General features: G+C 67.2%; 15 protein-coding genes. 4 read left to right on the top strand and 11 right to left on the bottom strand.

The features are described from left to right. Positions 1-117 precede the first annotated feature (117 nt). Positions 118-2,193, top strand: a complete 2,076-nt coding sequence (locus tag AC1RT8_RS20255) for a putative bifunctional diguanylate cyclase/phosphodiesterase (protein ID WP_493077825.1) — start codon at positions 118-120, stop codon at positions 2,191-2,193. A gap of 4 nt (positions 2,194-2,197) precedes the next feature. On the opposite strand, the gene AC1RT8_RS20260 is transcribed toward AC1RT8_RS20255, so the two are convergent. From AC1RT8_RS20260 to AC1RT8_RS20275, 4 genes are all read right to left on the bottom strand, one after another. Then, a complete protein-coding gene (locus AC1RT8_RS20260) occupies positions 2,198-3,889 on the bottom strand; it encodes an L-lactate permease (RefSeq protein WP_493077827.1) in 1,692 nt (563 codons plus the stop codon). A 25-nt stretch (positions 3,890-3,914) separates the two neighbouring features. Continuing rightward, complete coding sequence (locus tag AC1RT8_RS20265) at positions 3,915-5,237, bottom strand: glycerate kinase type-2 family protein (protein ID WP_493077829.1); 1,323 nt, start codon at positions 5,235-5,237, stop codon at positions 3,915-3,917. 124 nt (positions 5,238-5,361) lie between these two features. Beyond that, positions 5,362-6,123 carry a hypothetical protein gene (locus tag AC1RT8_RS20270; RefSeq protein WP_493077831.1) on the bottom strand — a complete coding sequence of 254 codons (762 nt, stop codon included), beginning with the start codon at positions 6,121-6,123 and terminating at the stop codon, positions 5,362-5,364. Positions 6,124-6,402: 279 nt separating this feature from the next. Then, positions 6,403-7,815, bottom strand: a complete 1,413-nt coding sequence (locus AC1RT8_RS20275) for a PI-PLC domain-containing protein (protein ID WP_493077833.1) — start codon at positions 7,813-7,815, stop codon at positions 6,403-6,405. Between the two features lie 304 nt (positions 7,816-8,119). Here AC1RT8_RS20275 and AC1RT8_RS20280 point away from each other — a divergent pair, with 304 nt between their 5' ends. Then, a complete protein-coding gene (locus tag AC1RT8_RS20280; protein WP_493077834.1) occupies positions 8,120-8,254 on the top strand; it encodes a hypothetical protein in 135 nt (44 codons plus the stop codon). Positions 8,255-8,312: 58 nt separating this feature from the next. Here the strand turns inward: AC1RT8_RS20280 and AC1RT8_RS20285 are convergent, their stop codons facing one another. From AC1RT8_RS20285 to AC1RT8_RS20295, 3 genes are all read right to left on the bottom strand, one after another. After that, complete coding sequence (locus tag AC1RT8_RS20285; protein ID WP_493077836.1) at positions 8,313-8,993, bottom strand: hypothetical protein; 681 nt, start codon at positions 8,991-8,993, stop codon at positions 8,313-8,315. An 87-nt stretch (positions 8,994-9,080) separates the two neighbouring features. Beyond that, positions 9,081-9,383, bottom strand: coding sequence for a hypothetical protein (locus AC1RT8_RS20290; RefSeq protein ID WP_493077838.1), 303 nt, complete (start codon positions 9,381-9,383; stop codon positions 9,081-9,083). 126 nt (positions 9,384-9,509) lie between these two features. Then, positions 9,510-10,787: an RNA polymerase sigma factor gene (locus tag AC1RT8_RS20295; RefSeq protein WP_493077840.1), complete on the bottom strand. Its 1,278-nt coding sequence runs from the start codon at positions 10,785-10,787 to the stop codon at positions 9,510-9,512. A gap of 185 nt (positions 10,788-10,972) precedes the next feature. Between AC1RT8_RS20295 and AC1RT8_RS20300 the strand changes: the two genes are divergently transcribed. Further along, complete coding sequence (locus AC1RT8_RS20300; RefSeq protein WP_493077841.1) at positions 10,973-11,617, top strand: glutathione S-transferase family protein; 645 nt, start codon at positions 10,973-10,975, stop codon at positions 11,615-11,617. 69 nt (positions 11,618-11,686) lie between these two features. Here the strand turns inward: AC1RT8_RS20300 and AC1RT8_RS20305 are convergent, their stop codons facing one another. From AC1RT8_RS20305 to AC1RT8_RS20315, 3 genes are all read right to left on the bottom strand, one after another. Then, complete coding sequence (locus tag AC1RT8_RS20305) at positions 11,687-12,337, bottom strand: glutathione S-transferase family protein (protein WP_493077843.1); 651 nt, start codon at positions 12,335-12,337, stop codon at positions 11,687-11,689. A gap of 54 nt (positions 12,338-12,391) precedes the next feature. Further along, the gene (locus AC1RT8_RS20310; RefSeq protein ID WP_493077845.1) at positions 12,392-12,760 is read right to left on the bottom strand and encodes a YciI family protein; all 369 of its coding nucleotides are present in this window, start codon (positions 12,758-12,760) and stop codon (positions 12,392-12,394) included. Positions 12,761-13,142: 382 nt separating this feature from the next. Continuing rightward, positions 13,143-14,396: an SMP-30/gluconolactonase/LRE family protein gene (locus tag AC1RT8_RS20315; protein WP_493077847.1), complete on the bottom strand. Its 1,254-nt coding sequence runs from the start codon at positions 14,394-14,396 to the stop codon at positions 13,143-13,145. Positions 14,397-14,515: 119 nt separating this feature from the next. Here AC1RT8_RS20315 and AC1RT8_RS20320 point away from each other — a divergent pair, with 119 nt between their 5' ends. Further along, entirely contained in the window at positions 14,516-15,067 is a 552-nt protein-coding gene (locus AC1RT8_RS20320; protein ID WP_493077849.1) for a hypothetical protein, read from the top strand. Here AC1RT8_RS20320 and AC1RT8_RS20325 read toward each other — a convergent pair. After that, positions 15,064-15,861, bottom strand: a complete 798-nt coding sequence (locus AC1RT8_RS20325) for a LytR/AlgR family response regulator transcription factor (RefSeq protein WP_493077850.1) — start codon at positions 15,859-15,861, stop codon at positions 15,064-15,066. The genes AC1RT8_RS20320 and AC1RT8_RS20325 overlap by 4 nt on opposite strands. Positions 15,862-15,863 lie beyond the last annotated feature (2 nt).

The raw sequence follows: 15,863 nt of genomic DNA on the forward strand, positions 1-15,863 counted from the left end.
AAACCGCGGGCGAAAAATCTCCAAAACGGTTTCACCGCTTTTTAACCCGCTTGCATGCAAAAAAGGCGATCCTTGCGGTGCGTGGTTGCGCCGGGCCCATTTTGCGGAACCACGTCAATGATCGACGTCGCTTTGTGCATCGCCAGAGACCATGATCCATGGCTCGTGCTGCTCGCCGTCTTCGTCTGCTGCACGGGCGCCTTCGCCATCGTTCAGATGTTCGGCCGGGCCCAGGCCACCACAAGCGCGCAACGTTTCGGCTGGCTGTTCCTCACCGCAGTGGGTGCCGGCGCGACCATCTGGTGCACCCATTTCGTCGCGATGCTCGCCTATGACGCGGGCGTGCCGGTCAGCCTCGATCCGGTGCTGACGATCGTGTCGCTGATCGTCGCCATCGCCGGCACCGGCATCGGCTTCGCGCTGGCAGCGTGGCGGCGGAGCCTGATCAATTCCCTTCTCGGCGGCGGCCTGGTCGGCCTCGCCATTTCCACCATGCATTTCACCGGCATGGCAGCCTATCGCATCGACGGCGTGGTCGCATGGCGCTGGCCCTATGTCGTCGCCTCGGTGCTGTGCTCGGTGATCTTCGCCGGTGCGGCGCTCGCCGCGCTCGGCTCGGGACGGCTCGGCCGCTACCGTGTCGCGACCGGCACCGGCCTGCTCGTCACCGCGATCGCGACGCTTCATTTCGTGGCAATGACAGCGCTGGAAATCACCCCGCTCCGGCTTAGCAACACGCCGCTCGATCCCGGGCAGATGCAGGCGCTGGGGCTGGCCACGGCGCTGGTCGGGCTGGTCGTGATCGCGACCGGCGTGTTCGCCGCGCTGATCGACCGCTGGACAAGGTCGGACGCGATGGAGCGGCTCCATCATATGGCGATGAACGACGCCCTGACCGGCCTGCCCAACCGGGTGAGCTTCCAGGAACAGCTCGCGCGCGAACTCGATAGCGCCCGGGCCACCGGCACCCAGCTCGGCGTGGCGGCGATCGACCTCAACCGCTTCAAGGAGATCAACGACGTCCATGGCCACAAGGCCGGCGACGACGTGCTGGTCGCGCTGGCGCAACGGTTGCGCGGTATGATGAGCCGGGGCGAGACGGTCGCCCGGCTGGGCGGCGACGAGTTCGTCGCGATCACCCGATTCAGCGACCATGCCCAGTTGATCAGCTTCACCGCGCGGATCAAGGCGGCGCTCGAGACGCCGGTCTCGCTCGGCGCGTTCGAGGCGCGGGTCGGCGCGAGCATCGGCGTCGCGGTCTATCCGCAGGATGCCGCCAACGCCCATGTCCTGACCAACAATGCCGATCTCGCCATGTACCGCGCCAAGAGCGAGGGGGCGGTGGCGCCGTGCTTCTACGATGCGGCGCTCGACGAAGCGATCCGCGAGCGGCGCGAACTGGCCAACGACCTGCGCATCGCGATCGACGCCAATCTGCTCGAGGTCCATTATCAGGTCCAGGCATCGGTCACGACGCATGCGGTGACCGGCTATGAGGCGCTGGTGCGCTGGACTCATCCGGTGCGCGGCGCCATCTCGCCCGAGGTCTTCATCCCGATCGCCGAGGAGAACGGCCTGATCCTGTCGCTGGGCGAATGGGTGATGCGCCGCGCCTGCACCGATGCGGTGGGCTGGGATCACGAGTCGAAGGTCGCGGTGAACGTGTCGGCGGTGCAGCTCGCCCATGCCGATCTGCCGCGGCTGTTCCACCAGATCATGCTCGAAACCGGCCTGCCGCCGCGCCGGCTGGAGGTCGAGCTGACCGAGACGGCGATCATGTCCGACCGGATCCATGCCCTGCACGTGCTGCGCCAGATCAAGGCGCTGGGCGTCGGCGTCGCGCTCGACGATTTCGGCACCGGCTATTCCTCGCTGGAGACGCTGCGCGCCTTCCCGTTCGACAAGATCAAGCTCGACCGGATGTTCGTGTCGGAACTGGAGGACAGCCCCCAGGCGACCGCGATCATCCGCGCCGTGCTGGCGCTGGGCAAGAGCCTCGCGATCCCGGTACTCGCCGAGGGCATCGAGACCGAGCAGCAGCTTCAGGTGCTGCAGCGCGAGGGCTGCGACGAGGCGCAGGGCTTCCTGCTCGGCTATCCCCACCCGCTGCCGGTGACGGGAAAGTCGCCCTTTGCCGACCGGCCGCTGGACATGCCGGCGGTCGAAGCCGAGCGGGAGAGCAGCGCGGCCTGAAACCTTACCGCACCAGCAAAGTGAACGGCGGCACATAGGCCATCAGCATCACCACCACGCCGACCAGCGACGCCAATATGATGCTGTGCAGGAAGACGTAGCGCAGGATCCGCCCTTCCTGCCCGAACCACTGGGTCGCGGTGGAGGCGACGACGATGCTCTGCGCGTCGATCATCTTGCCCATCACGCCGCCCGCGCTGTTCGCCGCCGCCATCAGGGTCGGCGACAGGTTGAGCTGTTCCGACGTCACCTTCTGCAGCCCGCCGAACAGCACGTTGGAGGCAGTGTCCGATCCGGTCACCGCGACGCCGAGCCAGCCGAGCATGGTGCCGAAAAAGGGATACATCACGCCGGTCGCGGCGAAGGCCAGGCCCATGGTCGCGTCAAGCCCCGAGAAGCGCGTGACGTTGCCGAGCGCCAGCATCGCGGCGATGGTCAGCAGCGAGGGGACGACCATCACAAAGGCGCGGCCATAGCTCCTGGCGATGCCGGCCGGATTGAGCCCGAGCAGGAAACCGCTGAGCACGCCCGCCAGCAGGATCGCCGATCCCGTCGCCGAGAGCGGGTTGAAGTTGAAGATCGCCGGTTCCGCGGCAGCCGTCGCCACGACCGGGGGCACGCGCATGATGGCCATGTCGAGGCCGGGCACATGGATGGCGAGCTTGAAGACGCCGTCGAGCACCGCCTTCACCGCGGGCACGCCCCACAGGAACACGATCACCGTCAGGATCAGCCACGGCATCCAGGCCTTGCGCATCGCCGCAGCGCTGACCGGGCCGGCGCCCGTGACCACCGCATCCTCATGCTCCGTCACATGCGCCGCGTCGGTGGTCGGCACGCGCTCGTCGCCCTTGGCGAGCGGCGCTTCGTTGACGTGCATGATGTCGCGCGGTTTCCACACCCGCAGGAAGCCGACCAGCACGACCAGGGTTACCAGTGCCGAGCCGATCGCCGCGAGCCACGGCCCGTGCAGGTTGGAGATGAGGAACTGCGTGCCGCCGAACACCACGCCGACCAGCAGCACCGCGGGCCAGATCGCGAGCGTCCGCCGCCAGCCGCAATAGGCGACCAGCAGCCAGAAGGGCACCATCAGGCAGAAGGGCAGCATCTGCCGCCCGACCATCGCCGACAGATCCTCCAGCGGCAGGCCGGTGACGGTGGCCAAGGTGACGAGCGGCGTGCCGAGCGCGCCGAACGCGACCGGCGCGGTATTGGCGATCAGCGACAGGCCCGATGCCTGGAGCCGGGTGAAGCCGAGCCCGATCAGCATCGCGCCGGTCACCGCGACCGGCGTGCCGAAGCCCGCCGCTCCTTCGAAGAACGCCCCGAGGCAGAAGGCGATCAGCAGGAGCTGGAGCCGGCTGTCCTCGGTCACCGTCGCGATCGAATCGCGCAGGACCTGGAACTGCCCCTGCTCGTTGGTGAGCTGGTAGAGGAAGATGATGTTGAGCACGATCCAGCCGATCGGCAGCAGGCCATAGGCCGCGCCATAACCCGCCGCGCGGGCGGCGAGACCGGCGGGCATGCCGAAAGCGAACATCGCGATCAGCAGGGCGGCCGCGAGGCCGAGCAGCGCCGCGATATGCGCGCGGACATGGAAGAAGCCGATACAGCCGAGCAGCACCACCAGGGGTGCCGCGGCGAGCACGACCGACAGCCAGCTTCCCAATGGATGATAATCTTGTGACCAGGTCATCGATGCATCCCCTCGCCGTATCGGTTTAGTCGGCCCCCTCCGGCGCGATCAGGATCACGCGCAGATCGTTGACATTGGTGCGGGTCGGCCCGGTGACGATCAGGTCGCCGAGCGCCTCGAAGAAGGGATGGGCCAGGTTCGCGTCGAGCATCGCCCGCGCGTCGAGGCCGAGGGCGCGGGCGCGGGCGAGCGTGTCGGGCGTGACGATCGCGCCGGCATTGTCCTCGGTGCCGTCGATGCCGTCGGTGTCGCAGGCGATCGCGTGGAGGCGCGGGGCGCCGTCGAGCGCGATGGCGAGACCGAGCAGATATTCCAGATTGCGCCCGCCGCGGCCGTCCGGGTTGGTGACGCGCACCGTGGTTTCGCCGCCCGACAGGACCGCCCGGGCCTGCCCGTCAGCCGCGAGCCGGAGGGCAAGGGCGGCATGCTCTGCGCCGAGCTGCCTCGCTTCGCCTTCGAGATGATCGCCGAGATCGGTGACCGCATAACCCTGATCCTCGGCAAGGCGCGTTGCCGCCACCAGCGCATTCCGGGCACTGGCGACGACCAGGACCTCCCCGCTCACCATGGCGGGCGCGGGGGTCTCGTTGGCGGGGTCGTCCAGCGCGGCGGCAACATTTTCGGGCAAGGTGATGCGGTGGCGGGCGAGGATCTCGCGGGCGGTTTCAAGCGTCGTGTGATCGACGACGGTCGGGCCGCTGGCGACGAAGCTCGGGTCGTCGCCGGGCACGTCGGAGATGACCAGGGTCGTCACCCGCGCGGGCGCGGCGGCGACGGCGAGGCGGCCGCCCTTCACCATCGAGAGGTGTTTGCGCACGCTGTTGATCTCGGCGATGGTCGCGCCGGAGCGGAGCAGCGCGCGGGTCACCGCCTGCTTGTCGGCGAGCGAGACGCCGGGGACCGGCAGGGTCAGCAAGGCCGAGCCCCCGCCCGAGACGAGCGCGAGCAGCCGATCCTCGGGACCGAGCCGCCGCACCAGCTCGAGCGCGCGGGAGGCCGCGGCGAGGCTGTCGGCATCGGGCACGGGATGCCCCGCCTCGATCACCTCGACATCGGACGGGAGGCGGTGGGGCGGGCCGGAATGGCCGTGACGCGTGACGACCAGGCCGGACAGCGGCCCGGACACCATGCCGGCCACAACCGAGGCCATCGCCGCGGCCGCCTTGCCGACCGCGACGATCAGGGTGCGGCCGACGACGGGTTCTCCAACAATGTCGGCTGGGATGCAGCGTTCGGCGGTGACGGCATCGACTGCCGTATCGAACAGGGCCCGGAGCAACTGGCGCGGCGGCATCGTCGCGTCGGGCACCGCCGTCACCGGTGGCGCGTCCGCGCGGGATTCAGGCATGGCCGTGCTCGCCGCAAACGCATCCTCCCTCCACCTGTTCCTCCGCGCCTTTCGGGGGCGGACCGGCGGGCACCTTCCGTGAAAGGGCGGGCGACTGCAATGTCAGTGTTGGCGGGGAGCATCATCATTCGACCGATCGGCCGACGGGCGGCGCGGGCCCATAGCCACCACCGGGACGGGGAAAGGGCTCGAACAGGCGCGGACGCGGTGGTGGGGCTGGCGTCGGCGGCGGCGGTGGAACCAAATCCGCATAGGTGGCCGGGTGCGGGTCGTCCTGCGGGCATAGGCGGGGCTCCGGCGCCGGATCGTCGTCCGGGCGTGTGTCGAGGTCGGGGTCCGGCTCCGGATCGGGGTCCGGAGCGGCGGCTTCGGGTGGCGGCGAGGGTTGCTGCTCCGGCTGTCGCGACGCCGGCCCGGCTCGCCCGGCCTCGGCTAGCCTGGCCTTCTCCTCTTCGAGTCGTTGGTCGGCCTCGACGCGGGCCCAGCCTTCTTCGATCTCCTTCGCCAAATCGCGATGGCCCTCTTCCTCGTCGCGGATGCGCCACTTCTCCGGCTGGCGCACGCGGAGCCAGTGCAGCGCGGCGACGGGATCGGGCGGCAGATGATGCTGGTAGGTCGCGTAGACCGGGTCCGGATCGCCGGCATGCTTGAACACTCTGGTGCGCTCGACGGTGCAGCCCACGGCGCGGGAAAAGAGCGCGCGTTCGACGCGGGCGTCAGCGTGCTCCTTGCCGGCGACGACTGCCTCGGCGAATTCTTCGTGCGTGTTGCGCCAGCGATAGATGGTGCGGACGCAGGCGCCGAAATGCTCGGCGAGTTCCTCGTCGGTGGCGCCGAGACGGCACATGGCGCGGGCCTGATCGGCGAATTCTGGTTGGTAGATCATGGTGCCGGGATAGCGGCACTGGGGTGAGGTTTGAATCAAGGGCCGGGTGGGCAAAATGTCAGGGAGTTCGCTGACATTTTGAGTGAGGCACGATTTGTATAAGTATATATATAAATCAATAGCTTAAATAAGATGACAGGTGCAAATTGCTGGACAATGCATCAATTCAACGGCGTAGGAAATCGACGCCTATGCTCTATGAATTAAATGCACTGTCACCGCCATTCCCCACCGCCATTCCGGCGAATACCTTCGTCGCGTGTCGGCGCCGGACCATTGTCACGTCAGCCCCATCCGCCGCATGGTGATGTCGATGCAGGTCTTCACCAGCGCATTGTCGGCGAAGTCATTGAGCAGGACCGTCAGATAGCCGCTGGACAGGTTGTTTGCGACGTTCTGCTCCGCCCATGCGAGCGTCGCCTGATCGAACCGCGCCTTGGTCGCCATCAGCGGCGACGCGGCCCAGCTTGTCGATGCGACCGTAGCGCCAATGACCCCCGCAATCCCGTTCGCCGTGCCTTGCAGCTGCATCACCGTATAGGTGCCGCCCGCCTGACCGGTCTGGTTCATCTGGTTCAGCGCCGTGATGATCGACGCCGGGTCGAGCGTCTGGTAGGCGGAGGGATCGATGGAATATGAGTCATATTTGGTCGTTTCTCCATCGATCTGATTGAGGAAGATCAGGCGCGTATTGCTGCTGCGAAGCGCCGACAGCGACTGGGTGAGGGCGCCCCGGTCGCCATTCTGCACCGTCTCGGCGGTAACGCCGGTGGCCTGGCGCGCCTGGGCGAGGCAGTCGTTCAGTTTCGCCGGCGTGGGGTTCATCGTGTCGTTCGCAAAACCCTGGATGTTGCAGCTGACGACCACGACCTCGCTCGGATGGGCGCTGAGCCAGGTGAGCATTTCGCTCAGGAACTGCACATAGCTGGTGCCCGGAATCACGGCGTGCTGGTGGAACAGGTCGTTGCTGTACGCGCGCAGCACGGGATACATGTGGCCGGGACGGAAGTCGAAATAGCGGACCCCCAGGTTGAGCATCTGCGTGAACGAGTCCTTCTGCGTCATCGACAGATTCTGGATCGCGTAGGGGCCCATGGCCAGCCCTATGGTCCCGATGCCAGCGGTCACCTCCACCAGGCACGACAGCAGCTCGTCCGCGTGGGGCGAATTCAGGATCTGGTTCACGGTCGCCATCGAATTCATGCCGGCATCATGCGCGCCCGGCAGTGCAAACTGGCAAAAGGGCAGTTGCGCCGCTTGCGGATAGGCGGTGGTGAGATCACCCATCCACTGGGTATAGACGTCGGTGAAATAGACATAGGACTGGTCCTGGTTCGGCAATCCGAAGGTGCCCATTCCCGCGTCATAGAAGCCATAGGATATCGCGTAATTGGAGCCGACGACCGAGGGCGTGTTCATGATCGATATCATCCCGCCGCCCTCCAGATTCCCGGTGAGCGTGTTGATGTCATTATATTGCGAAAGGACATGAGCGCCGTTGACCGACGCATGCCATTCATATTTTCCGGTATAGTTGAACAGGCCCGGGATATTGCCCGAGTCCATCTGCAGATTCTGGAACTGGACGGCGCCGGGATTTTCAAAGGTAAACTCGCTTCCCGGCACCACGAACTTGGTCGAGAACGTCGTGTTCGTCTGAAACGAATAGCAATCGATGCCCTTTGCAACCATGACGACCCCCCCTCATAATTCCGGTATAGAATGCCGATATGCAGGCATTTTGGCACGATAAAGAGAACACGCCGGCGCAAACAGCGGAGCGGTTCGCAGGCTAGTTAGCGTCGTGATCGATCGCAACCCCCAAATATTGGGTTCGGCCCGGGGACTATTCGCGGCATTTGGCGCCAAGCTTGAGAGCGCCGAAAACCTCGGGCCACTTTCCAGGCTGCCACAGATTACGGTGACGTTGCGTAATTGAGCTAACCATCCTCCTGCCTAGGTGCGGAGTCGCCTTTCGGCGCTCCAGTGCAGGAGGATGACCGACGACATTTATGCAGGATTGGATATGTCCGACAAGACGACGCACATGCGCGTTGCCGGCGATGACGGCATGCCGATAACGCATGCGGACATCATCAACCGCGATCTTCTCGCGTTCATCCGCAGCTGACGTCGACCGCCGCCTGTGGCGGAGGTCATCATGGCAAACTCCCCGCATTTACCCGTGGTCAGGGCGCGCCGGCGGCCATGACGGGCTGAACCAGCAAGCGGGGGAAAACCACCTCGAGCGGCTTGGTATCGGGCAGCACATAGACATATCCGCCCTTCTTCTGGAAAAGCGGACGCACGCTCTTGTTGTAAAAGGCCATGGGCACGTTGATGCACCCGAAGGTTATGCGGTTGTCGTCGCTGGTCGGCGACAGCATCCGCTCGCGGCGCCGTTCCTTCCTGCTGACCCCCTTCGGGATCGGGTGGAGCGCCACGGACGTGGCATAATCGACCCAGAGTATCGTCTGCCTGCCGGCGGCCAGTCCGAATTTCGCAAGGAAGCGCCCCGCCGGCGTCGTCTTCTCCGCGGGGCCGATCTCGGCAAGGTTCTTGCTGCCGATGCCGGGGGTGGCATCGTCCCCGGCGGCGACACCGATCAGGACCGGAACCTTGCCGAGCGGTTTCCCCGCCGCATCGAACACAAAGAGAGACGCATCCTGCTTGTCGACGATGATATAGGGCAGGGAACCATTATCGTCCGACGCGGCGATCCAATCGGCGACGCGCGCCGTCGCCGCCGATCGGCTCACGGCTTCGATGCTCGCCGGCTGCGATGCCGGGGGCTGAGCGCTCCGCGCCTCCTGTGCAGGCGCGGGAACGGTCAGCGCAAGCCCGGCAAGCGCCCCAAAGACAGCGATCATCGCCTGAGGCGCTCGACAGGGGACGACGGTCCGCGCCCCGAAGGCGGGCCGATGCGGGAAATCACCGTGCGATCAGCATGCGCGGCGTCAATTGCGCGGCTTCTTCCGCTGAGCCTCCTGCAGCCGCTGCTCGACGCTATCCACCCGGGCAGTGAGTTGATCGAGACGCTGACCGTTATTCTGCGCCTGCCCGGATGCGGCCTGGGCCTGCGCCAATGCCGACTTCGCCGTGCCGTCGGTTTCAGCCAATTTCGCCTCGAGCGCATCGACGCGCTGGCTCACGGGAGCGATCTGTTCCCTCACATATCCCTTGGTGGCACAGCCACCCAGGCCCAGCGCACCAACCAACATCACGACGGCGGGGGCCATCTTCATCACGAACGGCGACATCGCATTCTCCCAGGGGATCAAGGAACCGTGCAACCCGAGTCGGGCGCCCGGGTTCCGACACTTCTGTCCGGCCGTGCATCCGCTCGGGTGAGTGGAGGATGCCGGCGCCCCCGAATTATGACGCCGTCACGCACAAGCGGCCGCGCGGTCGAGGAGAAAGGCCTTTTCCCGCGCGTTGCGGGTGAGGCCGGCCGCAGCCTCGAATTCGCGGCGGGCCTCGGCCAGCCGGCCGGCCCGGAACAGGAAGTCGCCCCGCGCCGCCGGCAAGGGCGCATAGGCGCGCAGGACGGCGGCGTCGGCGATGTCGTCCAGCAGCTTCAGGCCCGTTTCGGGTCCGAAGGCCATGCTGTGGGCGATCGCTCGATTGAGATCGACCACGGGCGAGGGCATCACGATGCGCAGCCGATCGTAGAGCGCGGCGATACGGCGCCAGTCGGTGTCGGCCGCGCTCAGCGCGCGCGCGTGGCAGGCCGCAAGCGCGGCCTGCAGCACATAGGGGCCCCCTCCCCCCAGTTCTTCGGCACGGGCCAGCGCGTCGAGGCCCCGGCGGATCAGCAACCGGTCCCAGCGGGCGCGATTCTGCTCGGTCAGGGTCAGGAGGGCGCCGTCCGGCCCGATGCGGGCCGGCAGGCGCGATGCCTGGATTTCCATCAGGGCCAGCAGGCCGAACACCTCCGCGGTATCCGGGGCATCCCCAGGCATCAGGCCGGCCAGCATGCGGCCAAGCCGCTGCGCCTCAAGGCACAGGCCCGGCCGGACTAGGTCGTCGCCCGCCGTGGCGGCATAGCCTTCATTGAAGATGAGGTAGATGACCTCGAGCACCGAGGAGAGCCGCGCCGCGCGCTCGGCGCCGCGCGGCACCTCGAAGCCGAGCCCGGCCTGTCCGATCGTCTTCTTCGCGCGGACGATGCGCTGGGCGATCGTCGCCTCGCTCGACAGAAAGGCACGGGCGATCTCGTCGGTCGTCAGGCCGCCCACGACCCGCAAGGTGAGCGCCGCGCGGGCGTCGGCCGACACGATGGGGTGGCAGGCGGTGAAGATGAGGCCGAGCAGCTCGTCGCCGGGATCGTCGTCCCCGAGATCGCCTTTCAGGGCCACGCCGACGTCCGTCTCGTCGACCGCGCCGTCGAGTTCCCGCGCGATCTCCTCATGCTTGCGCTCGCGCATCCTGTCGCGGCGGATCGCATCGATGGCGCGGTTCCTGGCGGTCGTCATCAGCCACGCGCCGGGATTGGCCGGAACGCCGGTCCTGGGCCATTCGGCAAGGGCGGTGACCAGGGCATCCTGCGCCATTTCCTCGGCACGATCGACATTGCGCAGGAAGCGGGCCAGGCCAGCGATGAGCCTGGCCCGCTCGATCCGGAAAATCGCTTCGATCGCCTGATGCGTCTCGCCCGCAGCCATGCCGCCTTGTCGGGCAGAGCTTTGCGGGAGGCAAGCAGGTGCGGGTGACCGTCGCGGGGTGCGAAAGCCGGATCCTGCCGCGTTCGCAAAATCTGTGCGCGCCCGCTTGCAAGAGCTGGATGCCAGCTCTAAACTGATTTCAATATGCAATCAGTTTAGAGCGCGTCAACGAAGGATTGCGAGAGATGATCACGGTTTTCGGCGAAGGAAGAGGGTTCCGGGTCGTCTGGCTGCTCGAGGAGATGGGGCTCGCCTATCGGCTCAGGCCGGTAGACCTGCTGGCCGGAGTCGAGGAAGACGTGGCGTTCCTGGCCATCAACCCCGCCGGGTTCATCCCGGCACTCCAGGACGGCGACGTGACGATGGTCGAATCGATCGCCATCATGGAATATCTGATGGCCCATTACGGGCCGACGCCGCTTGTGCCGGACCCGCACGATCCTCGCTTTCCAGCCTATCAGCAGTTTCTTCACCTGGGCGAAGCCGGCCTCGCCGCTTCGATCTACTTCGTCAATGGCGCGCGCAATCTCGCGCCCGAGGCCGAGCGGTACAATTGGAGCGCCCGCCAGGCGCTTGACGTGTTCGAGACCCGGCTAGGGCTGGTGACGCGCCAGCTCGCGCGCGCGCCCTATCTCGCCGGGGACGCGTTCACCGCCGCGGACATCTCGGTGACCTATGCCCTGCAGTCGGCCCAAAGAAGCGTGCGCTTCGCCCTGGGCGAGGCGGAGCAGGCCTATGTGGACCGCACCACCGCACGCGACGCCTACAAACGGGCCATGGAAACCTGTCAGGCCACGAAGGCCTGGGCCGCTAAAGCCCTAGGCCGGTGAGTGCGCTCGGCAGCCGCCGGAGCGCGGCGCGCCAGGTCCGCCACCGATTCCGGTTGTGAGCGGACCTTGTCAGCCGGCCGAGGCGGCGGTGAACACCGCCAGTTGATCGGCGAACGCGCGCTGGTGGGCGGGGCGCGCTTCGCCGCGGGCGACATAGGCGGCGAGGTTCGGATATTCCGCCAGCATGCCCGATGGGCCCAACCGGCGCAGCACCTCCACCATCATGAGGTCGCCAGCGCTGAACGCGCCGTCGAGCCACTCGGCGTCGCCGAGACAGGCGGAAAGGTCGACCAGCCGGGCGCGGATGCGATCCTGGACGAGCGGCAGGCGCTGCCCGGCCCAGGGCTTGTCGCCCTCCACAATCCTGACGACCACCAGATCGAGGATCGGCGGCTCCACCGTGTTGACCGCCGCGAACATCCAGGTGATCGCGCGGGCGCGGGCATTCGGATCGTCGGGCAGCAGGCCGGCATGGCGATCAGCGATATGGAAGATGATCGCCCCCGTCTCGAACAAGGCGAGATCGCCTTCCTCATAGGTCGGGATCTGCCCGAAAGGATGGAGCGCGCGGTGTGCGGGCTCCTTCATCCCGGCGAAGGAAACGAGCCGGACGTCATAGGGCTGGCCCACTTCCTCGAGCGCCCAGCGGACACGCATGTCGCGCGCCAGCCCCTGGCCGCGATCGGGGGATTTTTCAAAAGCGGTGATGGTGACGGTCATGGTAAAACTCCGGGTGGTTGCACGATGCCTGGAAGAGCAATCCGTGGCCTTCTCTCACTGCCAGTCAGACGCCTCGTACAGCGGCCGGATCTCGATCTCGCTCGGCCCCGGCATGGGATTGGGGCAGCGCTTCACCCAGGCGAGCGCCTCGTCCATGTCCTTGACGTCCCACAGCCAGAAGCCGGCGACCAGTTCGCGCGTCTCGGCGAAGGGCCCGTCGATGACCGTGCGGCCGGGGCCATCGAACGCGACGCGCTTTGCCTCGGAACTGGGCTTGAGGCCATCGCCATCGAGCAGGATTCCGGCACTGCGAAGCTCGTCGTTGAACCGGCCCATCGCCTCCATCATCTCCATCGTCTCGGGCGTGGGGACAAAGCCCTTTTCGCTGTCTTCGGTCGCCTTCACGAGCACCATCACACGCATCGTCTGTCTCCTTGTTCGCGCCCGGCTCATCGGCCCGACATCGGAACGACGAACGGGGTTGTCGGGAATCGACAAGGTCCTGCAACTTTTTTTCGTGGCCGAGGCGCGGCGCGCCGTGCCGTTCGTCCGCAAAAGCGTGCCGCTCGGCGGCATCGGACGACGGTGGCGACACGAGGCCGGTCGCTCGGCGCATTCCGGCCGGACCGGTCCTGCCCCCGCGATAGGCATCATCGCATGGAAGCCGGATGCCCCAGGACTCCGTCGGGCGCGACATCAGCGCCCGTACCGGACAGCATGCGATACAAGGCCGCGCGGGCACCGCGTGCGCCGCAACCGGCACGCCATCCGGCCTGGAATGGCCTGCCGCCGGGGCTTTACTGACCTAGCGCGGGATACGCAGCAGGATCGTCGGCTGCTGCACCACCGCGCCGGGCGCCGGCGCCTTTTCGTACAGGTCCCATTGCGCATTGGCGACGACCAGCAGCGCGCCGTCCGCCGTCGCGGCGACCTGGGTGGGACCAAGGAGCGCGCCAGACCGCGCCAGCACCCGCGCCGCGACCGCCCGCTCCCCTGACGCGTCCAGCTCGATCGCGATCAGCCGGGCCGGCCGCCAGCCATTCTGGACCGCCACGATATGGCCGTCCCGCCAGGCGAGGCCGTCGAGCCCGTCGATCGCCACGCCCGGCGCGGTGCGCAGCGGCCGGGCGGTGCCCGTCGCCGGATCGACGATCGCGACGCCGTACGCATAATCGGCGACATAGAGCCGCTTGCCGTCGGGCGAGAGCAGCATGCCCTGGGCGCTGCGCAGCATGCCCGGGGCGAGCACCGTCTCCAGCGCGGTACAGCCGGGCCGGCAGCGATAGACCGCGCCGCTCCTGCCGTCGCCGGCATAGGCGGTCCCGTCGGGCGCGACCATGACATCGCCGATCGCGACATCCGTGCCAGCCAGGGTGACGAGACGGTGAGTCCGGCCATCGAGCGACAGCCTCAACAGCCCGCCCCTCCCCGATGCCGGCGCGCCGGGTGCTTTCGGATCGAGTCCGGCCCAGAGCGTCCGGTGCCGCGCGTCGATCGCGATCGCCATGGGGGATCCGAGATCGGGCGTCAGGCGCAGCATGGCGGCGGGGCGCGCGCCGGCCATGCGGTAGATGGTCCGGCCGACGACGCTGGAGACATAGATGGCGCGGCGTCGATCGTCATGGGCCACGCCCTCGATCAGCCGCACGGTCGCAGGCATTGTCGCCGCGATGGTGCCGGCCTCAACCGGCTCACCATTGGCGGCGAGCGTGGCGAGCAGCGGATCGCCTGCGGGGGCGCTCAGCTCATTCCCGATCTCTTTCAGATCGGCGGCGGGCAGCGTGCCGCCCTGCGCGGCGAAACGGGTCAACAGGGCACGGGCCCGCGCACGATCATGCGCGCGGAGCGCGGCCCCGGCCGCCGACAGGAGCAGGCCGTTGCTGCCGGGCGAGGCATGGATCGCCCGGTCGAACATTGTGGCGCTGTCGGCGGGATGCTCGGCCCCGACCGATCGCGCATTCTGCCACAAGGCGCGCACGCCGAAGAAACCGTCCTCGCCAGTGCCGGCCGCGAGCAGCAACGGCGCGCTCATCGCGATCAGCATCCGCATCCCGGTCACGGCATCCCCATGCCGCGGTTGGACCCGATCGCGCGCGCCGCCGCAAGCATGGATCGGCGAGCGGCTTGCTGGCGACGCGACGGTACTGCTAAGCCCCGTTCGCAGCCTGGGGAATGCCGTTGGTTGATCGCGACCTGAGCCTTACCGATCACGAGGGCACTTTCCTGGCGCTGGTGCTGCGGATCCAGCCGGTCACCGCCTATCTCGTCTCCAAGATCTATGACGGATCGCCCGTCAGCAACTTCAACACCAGCAAGGGCAAGATATATCCGCTGATCCGCCGGCTGGCGGAGCGTGGACTGCTCGACAAGCATGTCGTCGAAGGTGACGCGCGCGGCACGGAGCAACTGAGCTGCACCGCCGACGGCGAGGAAGCGGTACGGGCCTGGGTCAGGGAGATCAGGCCGAGCCATTTGTTGCTCGAGGATCCGCTGCGCACCAAGGTCCAGTCCTTCGGCCTGCTCAGCGAGGCGGAGCGGATCGAATGGATCCTCAGCGCCAAGGACCAGCTCGCCGCGCAGATCGAGGGGCTCGAACGCTATGAGGAAGGCGTCTCGGTGCCGTTCAAGGCCTTCGTCCACGACAATGCGGTGCGATCGATCCGCGCACGGATCGCATGGCTCGATTCCATGCTGAGCCATTTGCTGCGCGGCGATATGGGCGATCACTAGTCCGACGGAATCCGGTCGTTGGCGATCATGTCGCGGACGATGCGGCGATAGCTGCGGCCGACCGGCAGCTTGTTCCCCGCATCGGTGCCGAGCTGGTAGCTGCCCGTCGCCATCCGCTTGACCGAGGCGATGCGGTCGCGATTGACGATATAGGAGCGGTGGATGCGGGTGAAGCGCTGCGGGTCGAGCTGTTCGAGCAGCGCGGTCAGCGACTCCCGATGCAGATAGTTCGCGTCGCCGACATAGAGCCGGACATATTCGCCCTCCGCCGCGACCCAGTCGACCCGGTCGAGATCGACCCGCACCGTCTCGCCGCGTCGCTGGACCCAGATATGGCGGGATTCGGCGACCTCGCCGCCGGCCCGTTCGAGGCGCAGCGCATCGAGCTGGCCGGCCAGCTCGTTGAGCCGCGCGCGGGCGCTGCGGTCCTCGATCGACCGTCGGATGCGGTCGATCGCGATCTGCAGCCGGCCGAGCCTGATCGGCTTGGTCAGGAAATCGATCGCCCCCGTCTCGAACGCGGTCGCGGCGAAATGCGGATAGGCGGTGACGAACACGATCAGCGGCGCGGATTCACCGGCGCGCGCAAGCTCCTCGACCACGTCGAACCCGTCGAGCGCGGGCATCTCGACGTCGAGCAGCACGGCATCGGGCGCGAGCGCCGCGATCTCGGCCAGTGCCGCGGTGCCGTTGGCGGCGGTACCGACCGTTTCGACGCCCTCGATCCGGCCGAGCAGGTCCTGCAGCCGCTGGATCGCGAGCAATTCGTCATCGCACAGAAGAAGTCTGATCATCG

This window comes from Sphingomonas sp. GW821-FHT10F11 (assembly GCF_058809095.1).

Excerpts from the sequence above, each read along its gene's own strand:
- AC1RT8_RS20255 (WP_493077825.1), top strand. The coding sequence starts at position 118 with ATGATCGACGTCGCTTTGTGCATCGCCAGAGACCATGATCCATGGCTC.
- AC1RT8_RS20260 (WP_493077827.1), bottom strand. The coding sequence starts at position 3,889 with ATGACCTGGTCACAAGATTATCATCCATTGGGAAGCTGGCTGTCGGTC.
- AC1RT8_RS20265 (WP_493077829.1), bottom strand. The coding sequence starts at position 5,237 with ATGCCTGAATCCCGCGCGGACGCGCCACCGGTGACGGCGGTGCCCGAC.
- AC1RT8_RS20270 (WP_493077831.1), bottom strand. The coding sequence starts at position 6,123 with ATGATCTACCAACCAGAATTCGCCGATCAGGCCCGCGCCATGTGCCGT.
- AC1RT8_RS20275 (WP_493077833.1), bottom strand. The coding sequence starts at position 7,815 with ATGGTTGCAAAGGGCATCGATTGCTATTCGTTTCAGACGAACACGACG.
- AC1RT8_RS20280 (WP_493077834.1), top strand. The coding sequence starts at position 8,120 with ATGACCGACGACATTTATGCAGGATTGGATATGTCCGACAAGACGACG.
- AC1RT8_RS20285 (WP_493077836.1), bottom strand. The coding sequence starts at position 8,993 with ATGATCGCTGTCTTTGGGGCGCTTGCCGGGCTTGCGCTGACCGTTCCC.
- AC1RT8_RS20290 (WP_493077838.1), bottom strand. The coding sequence starts at position 9,383 with ATGTCGCCGTTCGTGATGAAGATGGCCCCCGCCGTCGTGATGTTGGTT.
- AC1RT8_RS20295 (WP_493077840.1), bottom strand. The coding sequence starts at position 10,787 with ATGGCTGCGGGCGAGACGCATCAGGCGATCGAAGCGATTTTCCGGATC.
- AC1RT8_RS20300 (WP_493077841.1), top strand. The coding sequence starts at position 10,973 with ATGATCACGGTTTTCGGCGAAGGAAGAGGGTTCCGGGTCGTCTGGCTG.
- AC1RT8_RS20305 (WP_493077843.1), bottom strand. The coding sequence starts at position 12,337 with ATGACCGTCACCATCACCGCTTTTGAAAAATCCCCCGATCGCGGCCAG.
- AC1RT8_RS20310 (WP_493077845.1), bottom strand. The coding sequence starts at position 12,760 with ATGCGTGTGATGGTGCTCGTGAAGGCGACCGAAGACAGCGAAAAGGGC.
- AC1RT8_RS20325 (WP_493077850.1), bottom strand. The coding sequence starts at position 15,861 with ATGATCAGACTTCTTCTGTGCGATGACGAATTGCTCGCGATCCAGCGG.